At 36.2% G+C, this 19,979-nt stretch carries 21 protein-coding genes; 8 read left to right on the top strand and 13 right to left on the bottom strand.

The window, feature by feature from the left end; all coding sequences use genetic code 11:
* Positions 1–52: 52 nt before the first annotated feature.
* The 6 genes from accD to PFY09_RS12450 form a co-directional block, all read right to left on the bottom strand.
* Positions 53–907: an acetyl-CoA carboxylase, carboxyltransferase subunit beta gene (gene accD / locus PFY09_RS12475; RefSeq protein WP_108410373.1), complete on the bottom strand. Its 855-nt coding sequence runs from the start codon at positions 905–907 to the stop codon at positions 53–55.
* 94 nt (positions 908–1,001) lie between these two features.
* Positions 1,002–2,072 carry a class II fructose-bisphosphate aldolase gene (gene fbaA, locus PFY09_RS12470; protein ID WP_108410372.1) on the bottom strand — a complete coding sequence of 357 codons (1,071 nt, stop codon included), beginning with the start codon at positions 2,070–2,072 and terminating at the stop codon, positions 1,002–1,004.
* Positions 2,073–2,143: 71 nt separating this feature from the next.
* Entirely contained in the window at positions 2,144–3,010 is an 867-nt protein-coding gene (locus PFY09_RS12465) for an NAD kinase (RefSeq protein WP_076394067.1), read from the bottom strand.
* A gap of 6 nt (positions 3,011–3,016) precedes the next feature.
* Positions 3,017–3,592 (bottom strand): CBS domain-containing protein, encoded by a 576-nt coding sequence (locus PFY09_RS12460; RefSeq protein ID WP_268052232.1) that lies wholly within the window; start codon positions 3,590–3,592, stop codon positions 3,017–3,019.
* 260 nt (positions 3,593–3,852) lie between these two features.
* A complete protein-coding gene (locus PFY09_RS12455; protein ID WP_271159918.1) occupies positions 3,853–4,383 on the bottom strand; it encodes an RNA methyltransferase in 531 nt (176 codons plus the stop codon).
* Between the two features lie 62 nt (positions 4,384–4,445).
* Entirely contained in the window at positions 4,446–5,327 is an 882-nt protein-coding gene (locus PFY09_RS12450) for a bestrophin family protein (protein ID WP_087711950.1), read from the bottom strand.
* Positions 5,328–5,738: 411 nt separating this feature from the next.
* Here PFY09_RS12450 and PFY09_RS12445 point away from each other — a divergent pair, with 411 nt between their 5' ends.
* The 3 genes from PFY09_RS12445 (at position 5,739) to mutS (ending at position 9,949) form a co-directional block, all read left to right on the top strand.
* Complete coding sequence (locus tag PFY09_RS12445) at positions 5,739–6,602, top strand: cupin-like domain-containing protein (RefSeq protein WP_271159917.1); 864 nt, start codon at positions 5,739–5,741, stop codon at positions 6,600–6,602.
* Positions 6,603–6,771: 169 nt separating this feature from the next.
* Positions 6,772–7,056, top strand: coding sequence for a hypothetical protein (locus tag PFY09_RS12440; RefSeq protein WP_271159916.1), 285 nt, complete (start codon positions 6,772–6,774; stop codon positions 7,054–7,056).
* A 301-nt stretch (positions 7,057–7,357) separates the two neighbouring features.
* Positions 7,358–9,949 carry a DNA mismatch repair protein MutS gene (gene mutS / locus PFY09_RS12435; RefSeq protein WP_271159915.1) on the top strand — a complete coding sequence of 864 codons (2,592 nt, stop codon included), beginning with the start codon at positions 7,358–7,360 and terminating at the stop codon, positions 9,947–9,949.
* 19 nt (positions 9,950–9,968) lie between these two features.
* Here mutS and PFY09_RS12430 read toward each other — a convergent pair whose 3' ends face one another.
* Together PFY09_RS12430 and PFY09_RS12425 are read right to left on the bottom strand one after the other, a co-directional pair.
* Positions 9,969–10,433, bottom strand: a complete 465-nt coding sequence (locus PFY09_RS12430; protein ID WP_271159914.1) for an energy transducer TonB — start codon at positions 10,431–10,433, stop codon at positions 9,969–9,971.
* Positions 10,434–10,441: 8 nt separating this feature from the next.
* Positions 10,442–10,876, bottom strand: a complete 435-nt coding sequence (locus PFY09_RS12425; RefSeq protein ID WP_271159913.1) for an energy transducer TonB — start codon at positions 10,874–10,876, stop codon at positions 10,442–10,444.
* 265 nt (positions 10,877–11,141) lie between these two features.
* Here PFY09_RS12425 and PFY09_RS12420 point away from each other — a divergent pair, with 265 nt between their 5' ends.
* Positions 11,142–11,555 (top strand): ribosomal maturation YjgA family protein, encoded by a 414-nt coding sequence (locus PFY09_RS12420; RefSeq protein WP_271159912.1) that lies wholly within the window; start codon positions 11,142–11,144, stop codon positions 11,553–11,555.
* 1 nt (position 11,556) lies between these two features.
* Here PFY09_RS12420 and PFY09_RS12415 read toward each other — a convergent pair whose 3' ends face one another.
* The 3 genes from PFY09_RS12415 to PFY09_RS12405 form a co-directional block, all read right to left on the bottom strand.
* Positions 11,557–12,474, bottom strand: coding sequence for a YARHG domain-containing protein (locus tag PFY09_RS12415; RefSeq protein ID WP_271159911.1), 918 nt, complete (start codon positions 12,472–12,474; stop codon positions 11,557–11,559).
* Entirely contained in the window at positions 12,471–13,109 is a 639-nt protein-coding gene (locus PFY09_RS12410; RefSeq protein WP_271159910.1) for a DUF2306 domain-containing protein, read from the bottom strand. Before PFY09_RS12410 ends, PFY09_RS12415 begins: the two co-directional genes overlap by 4 nt.
* A 276-nt stretch (positions 13,110–13,385) precedes the next feature.
* Entirely contained in the window at positions 13,386–14,588 is a 1,203-nt protein-coding gene (locus PFY09_RS12405) for a BaiN/RdsA family NAD(P)/FAD-dependent oxidoreductase (protein WP_271159909.1), read from the bottom strand.
* Positions 14,589–14,764: 176 nt separating this feature from the next.
* Here PFY09_RS12405 and PFY09_RS12400 point away from each other — a divergent pair, with 176 nt between their 5' ends.
* On the top strand, positions 14,765–15,259 hold the full coding sequence (locus tag PFY09_RS12400) for an acyl-CoA thioesterase (RefSeq protein WP_108408621.1): 495 nt from the start codon (positions 14,765–14,767) through the stop codon (positions 15,257–15,259).
* 73 nt (positions 15,260–15,332) lie between these two features.
* The gene (gene thiL, locus PFY09_RS12395) at positions 15,333–16,394 is read left to right on the top strand and encodes a thiamine-phosphate kinase (protein WP_116099052.1); all 1,062 of its coding nucleotides are present in this window, start codon (positions 15,333–15,335) and stop codon (positions 16,392–16,394) included.
* 103 nt (positions 16,395–16,497) lie between these two features.
* Here the strand turns inward: thiL and PFY09_RS12390 are convergent, their stop codons facing one another.
* Entirely contained in the window at positions 16,498–16,740 is a 243-nt protein-coding gene (locus PFY09_RS12390) for a hypothetical protein (RefSeq protein ID WP_271159908.1), read from the bottom strand.
* 194 nt (positions 16,741–16,934) lie between these two features.
* Here PFY09_RS12390 and PFY09_RS12385 point away from each other — a divergent pair, with 194 nt between their 5' ends.
* Positions 16,935–17,579: a hypothetical protein gene (locus tag PFY09_RS12385; protein ID WP_271159907.1), complete on the top strand. Its 645-nt coding sequence runs from the start codon at positions 16,935–16,937 to the stop codon at positions 17,577–17,579.
* A 110-nt stretch (positions 17,580–17,689) separates the two neighbouring features.
* On the opposite strand, the gene pepT is transcribed toward PFY09_RS12385, so the two are convergent.
* A complete protein-coding gene (pepT, locus tag PFY09_RS12380) occupies positions 17,690–18,937 on the bottom strand; it encodes a peptidase T (protein WP_271159906.1) in 1,248 nt (415 codons plus the stop codon).
* Positions 18,938–19,127: 190 nt separating this feature from the next.
* Between pepT and PFY09_RS12375 the strand changes: the two genes are divergently transcribed.
* A complete protein-coding gene (locus tag PFY09_RS12375; protein WP_271159905.1) occupies positions 19,128–19,976 on the top strand; it encodes a hydroxymethylglutaryl-CoA lyase in 849 nt (282 codons plus the stop codon).
* The last annotated feature ends 3 nt before the right edge of the window (positions 19,977–19,979 follow it).

Here is a 19,979-nt window from a genome sequence, read left to right as displayed (position 1 = left end):
AATAAAAATCTCTCCCTAATTAGAGAGAGATTATGTTATTTTGTTACAATTATTATGCTTTTACAGCTAATAAATTCACTGTTTTAGCAACAGTATCTCGGATTTCTGTTCTTTTAACGATAAAATCTACAAAACCTTTTTCCTGAAGAAATTCTGAAGTCTGGAAACCTTCCGGCAAATCTCTTCCGATGGTTTCACGGATAACTCTTGGTCCTGCGAAACCGATTAAAGCTCCCGGTTCAGCCATGATAATATCTGCTGTCATTGCGAAAGAAGCTGTAATTCCGCCAAAAGTAGGATCACAAAGATAAGCGATGTATAAAAGTCCTGCTTCTGAAAGTTGAGCCAGTTTAGCCTGTACTTTAGCCAACTGCATCAAAGAATAGGTTGCTTCCTGCATTCTTGCTCCACCGGATTGACAAATAATCATATAAGGAAGTTTTTTCTCAATACAGTAATCGATCGCTCTTCTGATTTTTTCTCCCATTACGGAACCTAAAGATCCGCCGATGAAAGCAAAATCCATACAGGAAACCACCATTTCTGTTCCTTTTACGGTTCCTACCGCGTTTCTGATGGAATCGGTAAGTTTAGTTTTGGCTTTTACTTCTTTCAGACGGTCTGTGTAAGATTTCGTGTCTTTAAAGTTCAGAATGTCAATACTTTCAACATTGGCATCCAGTTCCGTGAATTTGCCTTCATCGAAAAGGATCTCAAAAAACTCTGCACTTCCTATTCTTACATGGAAACCGTCTTCCGGAGAAACATAGTTATTTCTCTTCAATTCGTCATGCTCCACCACTTTTCCTGATGGAGTCTGATGCCAAAGACCTTTGGGAACGTCTTTTTTCTCATCAGTAGATGTCGTAATATTTTGTGCTTTTCTTTTAAACCACTCGAATGCCATATTGTTTATATAATTGATGAAAAATAAACGATAAATGATGAAAAAACTGTTTAATAGAAATCAATTATCAATCATCATTTATCATTAATGATTTTTATTTTAGCGTATTTACGTTATTTAAATCTTCAAATGCCTGAACCAGTCTCTTAGAGAAAGTTTCCTCACCTTTTCTTACCCAAACTCTTGGGTCATAGAATTTTTTGTTCGGTTTTTCTTCTCCTTCAGGGTTTCCGATCTGAGTTCTTAAATAATCGATATTGTTTACCATATAATCTCTGATCCCTTCTGTGTATGCGAACTGAAGGTCAGTATCAATATTCATTTTAATTACTCCGTAATCAATTGCTTCTCTGATCTCTTCCAAAGTAGATCCGGAACCTCCGTGGAATACGAAATTAATCGGCTTTTCAGCAGTTCCGAATTTCTCCTGAACGTATTTCTGAGAATTATCAAGGATTTTTGGCGTAAGAACCACGTTTCCTGGCTTATAAACTCCATGTACGTTTCCGAAAGCAGCAGCAATCGTGAAGTTATCAGAAACAGCTTTTAACTTTTCATAAGTGTAAGCGATATCTTCCGGTTGCGTATATAATTTAGAATTGTCTACATCCGAATTGTCTACACCGTCTTCTTCACCTCCTGTAACTCCGATTTCTACTTCTAAAGTCATCTGAAGTTTAGCCATTCTTTCAAAATACTTTGCTGAAATTTCTAAATTTTCTTCCAGAGATTCTTCAGAAAGATCCAGCATATGAGAAGAATACAGAGATTTTCCTGTCTGCTTGTAGAATTCTTCGTTAGCATCCATCAATCCGTCGATCCAAGGCAATAATTTTTTTGCAGCATGGTCTGTGTGAAGGATTACCGTTGCTCCGTAAGCTTCTGCAAGGGTATGGATATGTTTTGCTCCGGCTACAGCTCCTAAAATAGCGGCTTTCTGTCCGTCGTTGCTTAACCCTTTTCCTGCGTTGTAAGCAGCTCCTCCGTTAGAGAACTGAATGATAACAGGTGAGTTTAGTTTTGCTGCAGTTTCCAAAACCGCGTTTACGTTGCTGGAACCAATTACGTTTACTGCTGGTAATGCAAATTTGTTTTCTTTAGCATGCTGAAAAATATCAGTAACTAATTGACCTGTGGCAACTCCTGCCGGGAAAATTCTGCTCATGTTTTGCTTTTTAATATAAATTATTAGGGTGTTTTTAAATTCCTGTAAAGGTAATAATTTTTAAAATATTCTTAATTTCTTTTATCTCTTCCCCAAAGTAGCTTCTGGCGGATGGTTTCGTAGAAACTTAAGTTATTCGGCTGAACGAGTAATATCTGAAAATCCGCTTTTTTAATCACAATTTCCTGATCTGTTTCGATATGAATCAACCGCGAATCCAGAGAAAGAGAATATTGTGAAACGCGGCTTTCAACTCCGAATTTAATTTCAACCCTGTCATTTACCACCAAAGGTCTCACATTGAGATTATGGGGTGCGATAGGAGTGATAACGAAGTTCTCGTTGTTCGGAGAAATGATGGGACCTCCACAACTTAAAGAATACGCTGTAGAACCTGTAGGAGTGGAAACGATAACACCGTCTCCCCAGAAAACGTTCAGAAATTCATTATTAATATAAGAATCTACCGTAATCATGGAAGTGGTTTCCTTTCTGGACACCGTAACGTCATTTAGAGCATACGGGAAAAAATCCTCCAGAACAGGTGAAACAACCTGAATTACAGAACGGCGGCTTGTTTTAACATCGCCTTTCAGAATAGAATCCAACTCTTTAAATGCTTCTTCTTTGGTAAAACTTGCCAGAAATCCTAATCTTCCGGTATTTACCCCAACGATCGGGATTTCAAGATCTTCAATAAAGGTGAGAGAATTCACAATCGTTCCGTCCCCGCCAAAAGTGAAGAAAAGATCCACTTCTTTCTCCAGAAGGTCTTTTTTATTATTAAATGTTTCAAAAATCTTTGAAAACTGAAGCGCTTCAGCCATCTCATCGTACAAAACAGATTTTACACCTCTGCTTTCCAGCTCGGAAATAAATTTGCTTAAATATAAAAAAGTATCAAGATCTTTTTTCTGAGAATAAATGGCTGCCTTCATTAGTTTTTATATTTCTATGAATTTCTGGAAAAACCCGAATCTGTCCTGCAATAAGTCTGATTTTTCATCAGAATAGTACTTTTGTACGATGCGGTAATCATATCGGTCGAATGTTTCATCAATAGAACTCAGATTTTCATTGCTGATCTTTATCGTCACCTGGATCACTTCATCCGACATGAAACTGATAAACGCGCCGTAAAATTTGGAATTATTGCTTTCCACAATATTGGCGATCTCCGTCATCGAATATTTTCTTGCCGGCGTTTCAACCGTAAGAATGGCTCCCGATTCGGAAAACAGCGGATATTTTGAAAAATCCTGAAAAATATCCTCACAGCTGATGTATCCCAGATATTTCTCGGATTTATTAATAACAGGAATCACGTTGGAATTGAAGGTATAGAATATTCTGATGCTGTCCATAATATTGTTATCCTCCAGAATGGCAAAACGCTCGATCTGATGTTCGAGGTTTTTCAGCATCCCTTCCTCTTCATACAGGAAATCCTGTGCAATTGCACCGTAAAAATGATGGGATTTTTTGATGAAAATATGAGAATATCCAAATGCCTCTAACATTTCCCTCGCTGATTCTATCGAGTCAGAAAGGCTGAAACACGGGAAGTCTTTTGAGATATAATCCTTGATAAACATTGTGCTAATTTATAAAAAATTAAACGAAACTTTTTCCGAAAATGATACTTTTTTTCAGGAAAATAAAAAAAAATAATTTTAAAATTTGTTGGTGTAAAAAAAAAGGGTATCTTTGTCGCCTTTCATTTTTACTTTTTATTAGATTTATTTCAAACTGCACTGTCTCTTAGACATATGCAGTTTTTTTATTTTAAAGCCTTTGCAAATTCCCACATCACAATTCCTCCGCAAACGCTTACATTTAAAGAATGTTTGGTTCCCAACTGAGGAATTTCAAGGAAAGAATCAATATTCGGCAACGCTTCATCGCTTATTCCTTCCACTTCATTTCCCAAAATCACCGCGTATTTTTTTGTTTTATCTATGGTGAAATCCGTGATCATCTGGCTGTTGGTCGTCTGCTCGATTCCCACGACTTCAAATCCCTGAGATTTTAAATCATTAATGGTCGTATTAATGTCATTTTCATGACTCCAGTCTACGCTTTCCGTAGCTCCCAAAGCAGCTTTATGGATTTCGCGGTGTGGCGGCTGCGGCGTGATTCCGCAAAGGATAATCTTCTGAACCAAAAACGCATCTGCCGTCCTGAACGTTGCACCCACATTGTGCATGCTTCTGATGTTGTCTAAAACTACTACCAAAGGAATTTTCTCAACCGATTTAAAGGTTTCCACATCAATTCTGTTGAGTTCTTCCAGTTTTAATTTCTGTACCAATTTTATTTTTTTGTCAAAATTAGGTATAAATATTTACGATTTTCAGATAAAAACGGATTTTGTTATTTTTTAGTACCCATGATCTGATGAACGTTTTTCTCGATATTCTGGGCAATGGTTTCCATCGGAATATCATTTTCATCATTATTAAATGGATCTTCAATTTCTTCGGCAATCAGCTCAAGACTCATCAGAACATAATAAATGAATACCGTAAGCGGAATAATGTAATTTCCGATATTGATAACGTAAGCAATCGGCAGCGCAAAAACATACAGAATGATAAACTTTTTAATGAACGATGAATAAGAATAGGGAATCGGCGTATTTTTAATTCTCTCGCAACCGCCGCAAACATCCAGAAAACCGGAAAGCTGGGTGTCGAGATACAGCATTTCAATATCTGAGATTTTTCCTTCTTTCTTTAACTGATTTAATTTGTGGCTCATCAGAATGATAATTTCACTTGGTCCATGATTTTTCAGCTCTTTCTCGATTTCGGAATAATCTTCATCCAAAGCCAGTCGGGTAGATTCTTTAGATAAATGTTTTGCTAAAAAGTGAGGAAAGAACTTTAAGTATCTTGCAATTTGCTCGGCATTCTGTCTGTCGTCGCCCAAAATAGTGTTGACTTTTATGGCAAAATTCCGGGTGTCATTAACCAGTTTTCCCCACAGTTTTCTGCCTTCCCACCATCGGTCATATGCAGTGTTTGTTCTGAAAACCAACAACAAAGAAAGCACAAAGCCCAATAGAGAATGAATTAAACCCACATTGCTGATTCCCGATTTCGAATTAAGCCGGAAATGTTCAATTTCAAGGTATTCTACGCCCCAAGAATACAATCCGACGAGGATCATGCTTGGAAATAATATTTTTAAAGTGTCGCTTTTATGTAAGCTGAAAAGGATTTTCAGGAAATGTTTGGTGTTGTAAACTCTCATAGATTTCGTTCGTCTTACAAATATAATTTTTTCATTTTATCCTGACTTTATTCATACCTTAAATCTTACAAATTATGATTTTAAGGATGCTGGTTTTAGTACATGAGATTATTTTTAACGCAAGGTTCACAAAATTTCTATGCTTGCAGATATTTTCCGTTCGCAATGGCGTTTCACTCAGCTAATGCTTATTGCTATCATTTGCTGAAAAAAGTGCCTTCGCGATCAAAAAAATATGCATGAAAAAATTGAAATAAAATCTTTACGAGCATTGCATTAAAGAAACTCTGCTTCATTTTAAATCCCATAAAATTCAAGTTTAAAAATCCAGTCGAGATTAATTTATCTTCAAAATTTCACCAAATTTCAGAAAAACACTATTTTTATTTCGCATTAAAAAATACACACCAAATGATTCTCGAAAGTGTAGATATTGTTAACGACATCAGTAAAGAAGATTTTCAGAAAAATTATTTCAAAAAGCACAAGCCGCTTCTGATTAAAAATTTTGCAAGCCGTTGGGACGCCTTCGACAAATGGAATTTCGATTTTATCCGTGAAAAGGCTGGAGAACAGGAAGTTCCTTTGTACGATAATAAGCCTGCCGACGCGAATAAAAGCAGCGATGCTCCAGTTACCAGAATGAAAATGAAGGATTATATTGATACGATCAAAAGTAAACCTTCCGATCTCAGGATTTTCTTTTATATCATTACAGACCGGCTTCCGGAACTGCTGAAAAACTTTACGTATCCGGATTTGGGAATGAAATTTTTCAAACGTCTTCCGACCTTGTTCTTCGGGGGAAGTGAAGCGCATGTTCTGATGCATTATGATGTGGACTTGGGAGATTTTCTGCACATTCATTTTGAAGGAAAGAAAAGAATTCTGTTATTCGATCAGAAACAATCCGCTTTTTTATACAAAGTTCCGTTATCGGTTCATACCATTTATGATATAGACTATGAAAATCCTGACTATGAAAAATTTCCCGCCCTGAAACACGCCAAAGGTTTTGAAATTTTCATGGAGCATGGTGATGCGCTTTTTATTCCGGGAGCATTCTGGCATTTTAATCGCTATCTGGAACCCGGATTTTCAATGTCGCTTCGTGCATTGCCCAATAAACCGAATGTTTTTGCCAATATGTTGTATCATGTTTTTATCATGCGATATACCGATAAAATTATGCGAAAAATTTTTAAAGCAAAGTGGGTGAATTACAAACAGAAGTGGGCATATAAGAAAAGTTCGGAAGCTTTGAAGAAAATTTAATCATTTTTCTCCCGCAGATTTCACAGATGCTTGTGTTGAATTTTATTAAATAATGTGTCTAATTAATATACAAAAGATCATGAAATTACTTTATCTGAGTTTATTTTTTACATTTTCAATATCTTTTTTTAATTGTCAAAGTTCTTATACCCCCGCAAAAATGAATAAGGTGCTTCCAACACTTACAAAATCAAAGCTGATTCTACAAAGTGAAGTTGATTCCTTGGTTTCTACAGATAAGTGTAAGTATTTAACAAAAAGAAGGAGTTATGCGGCTCCTGCCGGTCTATTTGCTAAAAATGATTTAAAAAATGCAGCAAAAGGAATTGATGAGTGGGTTCAGCTGGATAAAGGAAATGCATATATTCTTACCAATTATAAATGGATATCAATGGATCATTCAGGATCAACACAATTAAATGTAGATTTCGATACGTTATATTGTAATGAATAAGTTGATATTTTATTAATTGTCTTTATCTTTTTAATTAATATTGGAGAATAACGATTAGTAAGCGGTTTTCTAACAGAGTTCCTTCGACAAGCTCAGGATGACATCTCTAATACTAACAGAAAGATTTACACATTTTCAGGCTGAGCCTGTCGAAGCCTTTATTAGTAAAGGGATAAAGTCAATTTATAAATTTAAAAAATATGCCAAATCATCTGTGAAATCTATGGGAAAAATACAAAGCACTTTCCTTCTACTATTTTATTTCATACTTTTACCGACCTAATTCTTAAGAACGATTGTAATGGCAAAGGCAGCGAAGAAAGAAACCCCTTTAATGACGCAGTACAATACCATCAAGGCGAAATATCCTGATGCACTTTTGCTATTCAGAGTGGGGGATTTTTATGAAACTTTCGGGCAGGATGCCGTAAGAACATCACAGATTTTAGGAATTGTTTTAACGAAAAGAGCCAACGGTGAAGGTCATATCGAACTGGCAGGATTTCCGCACCATTCGGTAGATTCTTACCTACCAAAACTGGTGAGAGCGGGAATGAGAGTTGCGATCTGCGACCAGTTGGAAGACCCGAAAATGGTAAAAGGGATCGTTAAAAGGGGAGTCACGGAACTGGTAACACCGGGAGTTACGTTTAATGATCAGGTCCTAAATTCAAAAAAGAACAATTTCCTGCTTTCCCTTCATAAAGAAAAGGAAAAATTCGGGATTGCTTTGGTGGATATTTCTACGGGAGAATTTCTAGTGAGTGAAGGAAATCTGGAAAAACTGCTTCATATCGTCAATACATTTGATCCGAGTGAGATTATTTACCAGCGAAGTGTTCAGATTCCGGAACAGATTAAAAATAAAAACGCTTTCAAACTTGAAGACTGGGCATATCAGTATAATTTTGCCTACGAAAAACTGACGAATCACTTTAAAACCAATTCGTTAAAAGGTTTTGGAGTAGAGAATCAGCCATTGGCAATTACCGCAGCAGGAGCGATTTTCGCTTATCTGGTGGAAGATACCCATCATAATTTACTGTCTCACATCACCAAAATTCAGATTATTCCGCAGGAAGATTTTCTGATGATGGATAATTTTACACTGAGAAACCTTGAAATTGTATATCCAAGCAATCCGCAGGGGAAATCATTATTAGATATTATCGATAAAACTTCGACTCCGATGGGAGGAAGATTGTTGAGGAGAAGAATTATTCTACCATTAAAATCTGTGGATGAAATCAACAGAAGATTGTCTTTAATTGATTTTTTAAATGAAAATGACAATCTTAAATACGAAATTTCCCAATTATTAAAGTCGATTTCCGATTTAGACAGGCTGATGGGAAAACTGGCGGCGGAAAAAATTTCACCGAAAGAACTGGGATATCTTCGCCAGAGTTTAATTAATATTCATAAAATCAAAGCGTTGCTTCATCCTCATGCCGATATTTTGGCTTGGCTGGATCCTTTGTATGATCAGGATGAATTGATAAAATGCCTTCAGAACCATCTGAATGATGAGCTTCCGGTGAATTTATCGAAAGGAAACGTCATTAAAGAAGGAATTTCCGAAGAACTGGATCGCTTAAGAGGATTACAATCCAAAGGTCGAGGTTTTCTGGACGAAATGTGCCAAAGAGAAATCGAAAGAACAGGAATTTCAAGTCTGAAAATTGATTTCAACAATGTTTTCGGCTATTATATTGAGGTTCGAAACACCCATAAAGATAAAGTTCCAAATGACTGGCTGAGAAAACAGACACTGGTAAATGCAGAACGCTACATCACAGAAGAACTGAAAGAGTATGAAAATCAGATTCTTGGAGCCGAAGAAAAAATCGGAATTTTAGAAAACGAACTGTACAGAAATGTATGTTCTGAAACGATGGTTCATATCGATCAGATTCAGGAAAACTCTAAAATTATTGCACAATTGGATGTTGCCGTTGGTTTGTCGGAATTGGCTGTTTCTGAGAGTTATACCAAACCTGTTTTAAATGACAGTTTTGCCATCGATTTAAAAGAAGCAAGACACCCGATCATAGAAAATGCACTTCCTTTAGGCGAAAAATACATTCCGAATGATATTTTCTTAGATAAAGATTCTCAGCAGATTATCATGGTAACCGGACCGAACATGGCGGGTAAGTCGGCGATTCTTCGTCAGACAGCGATTGTTTGTCTTTTGGCTCAGATTGGGAGTTTTGTCCCGGCAAAACACGCTGAAATCGGGATTTTAGATAAAATTTTTACAAGAGTAGGCGCAACAGATAATATTTCTGCAGGCGAATCGACCTTCATGGTGGAAATGAACGAGGCGGCGAATATTCTGAATAATATTTCCGAGAGAAGCTTAATTTTACTCGACGAAATCGGGCGCGGAACTTCTACCTATGATGGAGTTTCCATTGCATGGGCGATTGCGGAATATCTTCATCAACATCCGACTCAGGCAAAAACGTTGTTTGCAACGCATTATCACGAGCTGAATGAAATGACCGTAAGTTTTGAGCGCGTGAAAAATTTCCACGTTTCTATTCAGGAGAATAAAGGAAATATCATCTTTTTAAGAAAGCTGGTTCCGGGAGGAAGTGAACACAGTTTCGGTATTCATGTGGCAAAACTGGCGGGAATGCCTTCCAAAGTCGTGAACAGAGCCAATGAAATTCTGAAAACGCTGGAAGCAAGCCGTTCCCAAAGCGGAGGTTCTTCTGAAAAGATCAAGCGCGTTACGGAAGAAAATATGCAACTGTCTTTCTTTCAGTTAGATGATCCGGTTCTGGAAAGCATCAAAGAAGAATTAACGAAAATCGACATCAATACATTAACGCCGATTGAAGCGTTGATGAAGCTGAATGCGATAAAGAAAATGATTGGCGGATAGTTTTTCTGTTCTTTGTAAATTATTTGAGATTTATGCTTACAGGAATCTGAATCTTACTTCTTACGAGATAACCATTCTGATTTGCCGGAATCCATTTTCCCTGAACATGTTTTACGGCTTTTTCCAGAGCAGCATTAAAGCTGGTATTTGATCCTAAAGCCCGAATTTCTATAAGACTTCCATCCTTTTCAACGGTAAAATTAAGCATTGCAGTAAGCGTTTTTTCACGTTTTTTTACTTTGATGGATTCGAGTGTAATAAGATTTTCAACTTTTTTAATAAATGCTTCTGTACCCTTTGGAAAATACGCTTCATGATCCGGAGAATCGTAACATATTATCGGAATTGGGGTTTTTTCAATTTCTTTTGGTTGGGATGGAGCAGGAATATTGCTGCTTTGTGCGAAAAGCAGGGCACCGAAATTAATCATCAGAAATAAAACCAGCCATCGTTTTAATCCGAAATTTTGTATGAAAATTTTCATATTGAAACTTAATCAAATTTCTTCAAAGTAAGCGGAAAAGTATAAAGAAATCTTACCGGTTCCCCTTTAATTGTTGCAGGTTTCCACTTTACAAAAAGCCTTCTTACAGCAATTTCTGCGGCTTTGGAGTGTTTCGGATCGTCTCCTAATGCAGTTACATATCTTACATAGCCTGTTTTTTCAACAATCAAATAAACTCGGGTATTTATTTTTTTTGATTTTACATCGATAACGTCCATTTTTTCTGAAAATTCCCTTTTGAACGTTTCCATTCCGCCGGGAAATTCCGCCGGAGTATCTGCCTTGGTGTAGACATCATCAAGCTTCATTTTCGTCCTTAGAACTGCGTAATCCGGAAGTTCTTTTACGGAATTATACTGCTTGGTCTGTGCAGATAATGAGAAACTTAACCATAAGCCTAAAAAAATAATCAGCTTTTTCATATAATTGTGTTATGAGAAATAATATTTTAAAGCATCAAAAATAAAGCCGAATGAAAATTGATTTTTTAATAATAATCAGTGAAAGTCATTGGGTTGATGTGGTGTGATGATCCATCTTATCAGTAAAATCAATAAAGCAAGAAGAGCCATCACGATAAACCCTGAAAAAAATCTCAGAAATGAGTTTTGTTATCGTTATCAATCTGCTTTATTTTTAATTTTGTAAGGGTTATAAAACCTACATAATACATAAAAAGGACTACAAGTGGAAGAAAAAGGATTGGCATTTCGGGTTACATTTAATTATACATATTTTCTGGCTACCGTTTTTATATTTCTGACGGAAGTTTTAATCGCTACCAAACTTAAAGATATTTTCTTTGTGAGAGCGTATCTCGGAGATGTGATTGTTGTGATGCTGATCTATACTTTCATCAAAACATTTTTCAGAATTGAAGATAATAAAAAATTGATTCTCAGTATCCTGATTTTTTCTTTTCTGATAGAATTTGCCCAATATTTCAATATTGCTGAAAAATTAGGCTTCCAGAAAGGAAGCCTGATGTATATCGTGATCGGAAATTCGTTTTCGTGGATTGATATTCTGTGTTACTTAGTTGGATGTTTATTGCTTTTTGTTTTTGTTAAATTTCAGACAAATCCTCAAAAAACACATTAAACTATCTTCCGAAACTGTCGTATTTATCTTCAGCGTATTTGATGAAGCGGTTCAGTAAAGCTACGTTTTCCTTTTCCAGAGGAGAAAGCTCGCGGTCTACATTATTGGAAACCGGAATGTACCAGTCGGTCTGCTCAAAGAAATTTCGGTACGTTTGCTTCTTAAAAGCATAACCGTGTCTCGCGAAAACTGCGTTTTTAATGATTTCCATATCCAGTTTTCTGAGGTTTTTAAGATCTTTTTCCGTTAATTTCTGCTTGGAGGCATTGATTTTGAAAACGGCATCTGAAGCAATTCTGTTTCTGGATTCGGTGTAGGTTTCAGTCTTTCCGGTTTCTTCGTCGGTATATTTTTCTACGAAATCTTTCGGATTTTCCCAATCGATGAGGTCGTTATTTTCATTCAGCATGAAATTCGGGTTGTATACAAACTCTTTTTTCACAAGCTTTAAAATCTTATTCGGAGCTTTTACCGCCGATTTATTGAAGGCATTCCAGCTTCCGGTAAGACTGTCGTTGTTTAATTTTACCTCAAATCGTCCGTCTTTTTTATCATTTCCGGGTTCATCCAGAATAAAGGATTTTGAAGTTTCGTTAAAAACTCCTCTGAATGGTCTTTGATTTCCATCAACAATACTTTGTCCGTACACACTATCTTTGGTAATCCTGTTGATTTTCAGGGCAATTTTTTTATAAATGTCACCTTCATACTCTTCGCCATCTTCGGAGGTTACCATTCCTTTTCCGGCAAAATCGCCCATATAAATTCCGTAATATTCTTTGTAAACTTCGGGAACAACTACAGAATCCTTCTTTGCCGTAAGACTGTCTTTTGAAGGATCTGTTGTTTTTACATCCTTTTTACAGGCGGTTAAACCAATTGTAAATAAGGAAATTAACGATAATTTTAAAATTTTCATATGTATTTTTTTGCAATTAAATATTCAATTAATAAGATGTTCGGAATCCAGCCCAACCATGCTATGATCTGATAAACATCCATTGGATTCGGTTGGAATAAATATACAATAATTACCTTCCACATTCTTAATGTTACCGCGGAAAGTGTCAGCGCAAAACTACGCCATATCCATTGTTTATGTTCTTTAAATTTTTTCTGTCGGGCCAACTGATACGCTTTAAAAGTGGAAAACCACCACAAACAGCCGAGAATGACAAAGGAAACCTTCGATAAAATTCCGCCGTTGGCAAAAATTCCCATGTAAATTCCAGACGGAGCCGCGAAAAGCAAAATCAGAAAAATGTAGATCTTTCCGGTGTTTTTGTGGAAACTTTTTATGCCGAAATCTTTTCTGAGAATCGCTAAAAATCCAGTCAGCAAAACAAAAATACTTGTGTAGACGTGTGTATAGAAAAAATAAAGATATTCCGGTCTGTTGGTAACTTCCGTCTGTTTGATCATTAAAAAACTCACATCAGAGCGCAACGGAATATATTCTAGCGAAATTTTCAGCATCAGCCAAAAGAAATACCCAAACCCGATCATCAAAAGGATTTTAAAGGTGTTCGAAATATTTTTTTTAATTGAAAGCATTTTTTGTATTTAAACACGAATATCACTAATTTCTCACAAATGGTCACAAATATTTCGTGTTTTTCGTGAAAGTATCCGCTTAATTTGTGTTCAAAGTTAAATGCTAATGTCACCAATTTTCTACAAATGGTTACAATAATTTGTGTAATTAGTGAAAAAAAGATTCGTGTAATTTGTGTTTTAAGTTAAACACTAATGTCACCAATTTCCCGCAAATGGTCACAAATAATTTGTGTTATTAGTGAAAAAAGATTCGTGCAATTTGTGTTTAAATTATTATTTCAGATTCAAATCCTGCGCAATCAGCCAAGTTTCACTCCAGCAAGCCTGAAAATTAAATCCGCTTATTACTGCATCAATATTTAAGACTTCTCCGGCAACGTAAAAGGTAGGCAAAATTTTCGAAGACATATTTTTAAAGTTAATTTCCTTTAAATCAACGCCTCCCGCCGTTACAAATTCATCTTTGAAAGTCGATTTTCCGGTGACATTAAATTTCTTTTTGCATAGATTTTCAAGAATAGTCTGCATTTCTTTTCCTGAAATCTGGGCAACCTGTTTATTCAGATCCACTTTTGAAACCTCCAGAATTCTCTGCCAGAATCGGTTGGTAATATCAAAAATCTTTGATTGCCCGATGGTTTTCTTTGGATTCGATTGTTTGAAGTTTAGAAATAATTCTTCCGCATCATCGATTGATTTGGAAATAAAATTGACTTCAATTTCAAAATTGTATTTTACTTTCGCCAGATTAATCGCTTCCCAAGCTGAAATTTTCAGAATGGCAGGTCCCGAAAGTCCCCAATGCGTAATCAGTAAAGGTCCGCTTTCTTCGGTTTTCAGTTTCGGAATGGAAGTTTCCGCCATTTCAAAGCTTGTTCCGGCTAAATCTTTCAGCAAATCATCTTTAATGTTAAAAGTAAAAAGCGACGGAACCAGATCAATAATTTTATGACCTAAATTTTCGATCATTTTCAAAGATTTTGGCGAGCTTCCGGTTGTATAAATGATAAAATCAGCTTCAAAATCACCTAAACTGGTCTTAACGATATATTTTTCGCCTGATTTTTCAATTTCTCTTACAGAACATTTGGTTTTCACTTCAACATTTTTCTGCTGAATTTCATGTAGAAAAGTATTGATGATCGTCTGCGAAGAATTGCTTTCCGGAAAAACGCGGTTATCACGTTCTATTTTTAATGGAACATTTCTCTGCTCAAACCAATCCATCGTATCTCCCGGCTGAAATTTGGTGAAAACACTCAGCAACTCCTTGTTTCCGCGGGGATAAAACTGTACCAGTTCTCTGGGATCAAAACAGGCATGAGTCACATTACAGCGTCCTCCTCCCGAAATTTTTACTTTCTGAAGAACATCCGAATTCTGCTCAAGAATGGTAATTTTATATTTTGTTTCGTCCAGATTGGCTGCACAGAAAAAACCTGCCGCACCACCTCCGATAATGATAATTTGCTTCATAATACTTTTAATCTTATGCTCAAGATTACTTTTGCAAAACTACAATTTTTATAAACCATCTTATTTGAGTAATTTTGAAGAATATAATTTTTCATTTTTACAGTGAAATTATTGACTACAAAAAATGATTTTTGTGATAAAAAATCACACAATTTATATTTTAAAACAAAAAGTAAATGAAATTCTACCATACATTCGAAGTTCGCTGGAGCGATCTTGATGCCAACAAACATCTGGCAAATTCATCTTACGTACAATATTGTGCGCAAACCAGAATGGCTTTTATGAAGCAGGAAAAAATGGGCGTTACCCAAATGAGCCGATGGGGAATCGGTCCGGTAATCATGCACGAAAGATTTTCTTTCTTCAAAGAAATATTTGCAGACCAGACGGTGATCGTAAGTCTTGAAATTGACGGTTGTGCAGATGACTGTTCTATTTACCGTTTTGTACACAAATTTTATACAACGGACGGAGAACATTGTGCAACTTCAGAAGCAACGGGAGTGTGGATCGATACGATGCTGAGAAAAATGACAACACCGCCCGATGATGTGGTGGAAGCCATGAACAAATATAAATCTCCGGAGACAGTAATTTTAACAAGAGAAGATTTCAAAAAACTTCCTTTCCGTCCGGAAAATGTTGATCCGGCAGTATTTACTAAATAAATGATAATTGATAAATGATGCCTGATTTTAGACATCATTTATCAATTATGAATCATCAATGATATTTTAATTTATGTTTGAAGATAAAGATCCAGAATTAACGCCAATTTCCAAACTGGGAGAATTTGGTTTAATTAAACATTTAACGGAGCATTTTCCTCTATCCAACGAATCTTCGGAGCTTGGAGTGGGAGATGATGCGGCAGTGATTAATCCCGGAAATAAGAAAGTGGTTCTTACAACAGATGTTTTGGCGGAGGGTGTTCATTTCAATCTGGGATATGTGCCTTTGAAACACTTAGGCTATAAAGCGGTTGTTGTAAATCTCAGCGATATTGCAGCGATGAATGCAACGCCAACTCAGATTTTGGTTTCTCTTGCCGTTTCCAACCGTTTTCCGGTGGAAGCTCTGGAAGAAATCTATTCCGGGATTCAGACCGCTTGCGCAAGATATAAAGTTGACTTAATTGGCGGAGATACAACAAGTTCCAATGCCGGTTTGGTAATGAGTATTACGGCAATCGGAATGGAGAATGATGAACATATTGTGAAAAGAAGTACGGCAAAACCAAACGATCTTTTGGTGGTAACCGGAGATTTAGGGGGCGCTTATATGGGACTTCAGATTCTGGAAAGAGAACATGCTGTTTTCTTGGCCGATCCGAATATGCAGCCGGAAATGGAAGGCTACGATTATATTCTGGAAAGACAGTTGAAGCCCGAAGCAAGAACCGATGTAAAAGGGATTTTAGAACAACTGGATATCAAGCCAACTTCTATGATTGATGTTTCTGACGGTCTGGCTTCTGAAATTCTTCACCTTTCAGATCAGTCGAAAGTAGGATTCAGATTGTATGAAGAAAAAATTCCGATGGATAATTTAACGATTACAACAGCGGATGAATTCAATTTAAATCCTGTGATGGCAGCTTTAAGCGGAGGAGAGGATTACGAATTATTATTCACGATTTCGCCTAATGATTTTGATAAAATTAAAAACCACCCGGATTTTACCATCATTGGTCATGCCGTTGAAAAAGAAGACGGAAATTTTATGGTGGCGAGAGGTTCTAATCAGCTGGTTGCTTTAACAGCGCAGGGTTGGGACGCTTTTTTGGGAAATCAGCAAGGATAGATAATCTTATTATTTAGATATTAAAAAAACCACTGCAATAGCGGTGGTTTTTTTAGTAATTAATCTTTCTTAATGTCTGCTTTTACATTTTGGTAGGATTTGTCTACCGCATCTGCACCTTTTTTAGCCGTTTTTTTGGTCCATTTTGTTGCTTTTTAACACCTTTTTTGGTAGCATCATAACCTTTTTCTGCGGTTTTGCCGGTCCATTCGGCGCCGTCTTTAACAGCGGTTCCTGCTTTTTTGGCATCTTTTTTTACCTCTTGCTTTACAGAATTCGTTTTTTGTGCAGATACTCCGATTCCGAATAAAAGAATCAATGCTGCTGAAAATAATCTCTTTTTCATTTATAAGAATGTTTTTTATAATTTATTGTCAAAAATCACGCCATTAATTTATAAAATTTCAGAATAATTTATTAATGAGGGATTATAGAAGCATTATAATCAAAAAAATGTATTGTGAAGAGGACTTAAATATTGTGAAGCCGGTACTTTTGTAATGTTTTTTGTTTAATTTGCAACAATCAAATGATATACAAATGAGATTCTTTATTGATGAGAAAAATTATTTTTTATCTAAAGTTTTAGATGAATCAATCTTTTTCAACTATACCACCTCCTGGATTTTTTATGATCGGAATGAAGATCTGCATATTGATGATTATTTTGAAAAAGACAATAAGATTTATTCGTTTCTATGGGCATATTCAGAGGACAATATTCTGTCTAAAATAGATGAATGGAAAAGAGCTTTCAGAAGATACGAAATAGAAGTTCAGAAGGGAATGAAACAATATCAGAAAGATTATAATTTGAATTCCGAAAGGAAAGTGTATTTGGATGTCGTAGAGTCTGATATTAATTCTACAGAAAAAATGTTTAAGAGTTTTACAGCTTTTAATAACGCAAAACATTTAGCCCAAATCATAGTTGATCATACGGTAATTTTTGATGATTTAGATTTAAGCTTTCTTGAGGATGAAAAAGCGGATAAGTTTAAAAAATATTTAAGTCTTCTGGATTCGGAATTCATTCATGCTATTGTTTTAAACGGACATCATCATGCAGGAGAATTAATAAAAATTTTTGTTCATAAAAAGAACAATATAATTCTAAAAAATACAGATAGTATTCCCTGGAATATTTTTGAAAATACTTATGTTGAAAGAAGTTTTAATTGGTAAATGAAGGTAGAGAGAATTTTTCAAGATTTGGAGCATGTTAGGAAAGATTTGCTAAAAATGTAATAAAAATCCGGCTCAACAAAGCCGGATTAGTTATATAAATAAGATTTTTAAGCCTTCGCAATATTCAGGATCACTTCCATCGCTTTCTCCATGCTTTCCAAGGCTACATATTCATACGGTCCGTGGAAATTGATTCCTCCTGCAAAAATATTCGGACAAGGAAGTCCCATGTAAGATAACTGCGCTCCATCTGTTCCTCCGCGGATTGCTTTAATCTTTGGTTCGATTCCTGCTTCTTTCATCGCTGCTGCGGCAAGATCTACGATGTGCATTTTTCCTTCAAACTGCTGCTTCATGTTTCTGTACTGCTCTTTAATTTCAATTTCGGCAGTTCCTTCGCCGTGTTTTTCGTTAAATTCAGCTACTTTTTCTTCCATGAATTTCTTTCTTGCCTCAAATTTATCAGCATCGTGATCACGAATGATGTATTGCAATTTAGCCTCAGAAATATCTGCATTTAAGTCCATTAAATGATAAAAACCCTCAAAACCTTTAGTCGTTGCAGGGGTTTCGTTGGCAGGAAGCATTTGTGCAAATTCAGAAGCCAGTAAAGCGGCGTTAATCATTTTTCCGTACGCATAACCCGGATGAACGCTCAATCCGTGGATTTTTACCACTGCTCCAGCCGCGTTGAAGTTTTCATATTCCAGTTCGCCAACTTCTCCGCCGTCCATCGTGTAGGCAAATTCTGCCCCGAATTTTGCCACATCAAACTTATGCGCCCCTCTTCCGATTTCTTCATCAGGCGTAAATCCAACCGCGATTCTTCCGTGCTTGATTTCCGGATGAGCCATTAAATATTCCGCAGCCGTTACAATTTCTGCACAGCCTGCTTTATCATCGGCTCCAAGAAGGGTATTTCCGTCTGTGGTAATTAAGGTCTGACCGATATATTTTTTTAAGCTTTCAAATTTTGATGGCGATAAAGTAAATCCTGTTGTCTGATTCAAAACCAGATCTCGTCCGTCATAATCTTCCCAAACCTGCGGTTTTACATTCTCTCCGCTGAAATCCGGTGAAGTATCGTAATGCGAAATAAATCCGATAGTCGGTTTGTCATTATTCTCAAGATTAGAAGGAACGTATCCCATGATATAACCATTTTCATCGATCGATACATTTTCAAGACCTATCGTTTTCAGTTCTTCCGTGATGTAGTTGGCGATATTCCACTGTCTTTCTGTAGAAGGAGTGGTTTCGCTTTCTGCGTCGCTGGTTGAATAGATTTTTACGTAATTAAGAAAACGGTTCAGTAGCTTTTCTTTCCACAAAGGGCTGAATTCTATTGCGCTCATTATATTGGTATAAATTTCCTGTAAAGTTAGCAAATTTGATGCTCAGAATAATTTATTTGTGACTGAATAGAAGCTGTTGAGATTATTAATATGATATAAAATGCTGAAAATCAAAATAATGATTGCTTTGTTTTAATCTTAGATAAACTTGTTTAGTTTTATTATATTTGAGAAAACCTAAACGTAAAAAATGTTTCTTACAGAATGTCCGCGTGATGCAATGCAGGGGTGGGGAGAATTCATCCCGACTGATAAAAAAATAGATTACATCAATTCTCTTATGGATGTGGGTTTTGATGTTCTGGACTGTCTGAGTTTTGTTTCTCCGAAAGCAATTCCGCAAATGGCAGATTCTGATGAGGTGGCGGAAAACATCGATAAATCCCGATCCAATACCAAAGTTTCTGCGATTGTTGCCAATTACAGAGGAGCTGAAAAAGCATTAAAACATCAGTCGGTGGATATTATCGGCTTTCCGTTTTCCATTTCCGAAACTTTCCAGCATAGAAATACGAATAAAAATCAGGAAGAAGCTTTTCAGGAGATTATTAAAATGATGGAACTGGTAAAAAATGAAAACAGGCAGCTAAATATTTATTTTTCAATGGCTTTTGGAAATCCTTACGGCGAAATGTGGAAGTGGGAAGAGGTTGATTTCTGGGCTCAGCGATTTTCTGAAATTGGAGTTAAAGAAATCTTACTTTCTGATACTACGGGAGCGGCAACTCCGGAAACCATTTCTCTTTTGTTCGGAAAAATTCCTTCAAAATATCCTGAAATAAATTTTGGAGCACATTTTCATAACCGTTATGAAGATTCTTATGCTAAACTGAAAGCCGCTTACGATCAGGGATGTACGAGATTCGACAGTGCCATCAAAGGAATTGGAGGCTGTCCGATGGCGAAAGACGATCTGGTGGGAAATATGCCTACCGAACAGGTGATCAATTTTATGAGCGTAGAAAAAGCGGATCATAAGTTGAATCTGCTGAACTTCGAAAGTTCTTATAACAAAGCGAAAGATATTTTTCATTTTTGAGGT

This window comes from Chryseobacterium gambrini (genome assembly GCF_027920505.1).
Lineage (GTDB): Bacteria > Bacteroidota > Bacteroidia > Flavobacteriales > Weeksellaceae > Chryseobacterium > Chryseobacterium gambrini.
The sequence above is the reverse complement of the archived record's forward strand: the minus strand, read 5'-3'. Positions and strand labels throughout refer to the sequence as shown.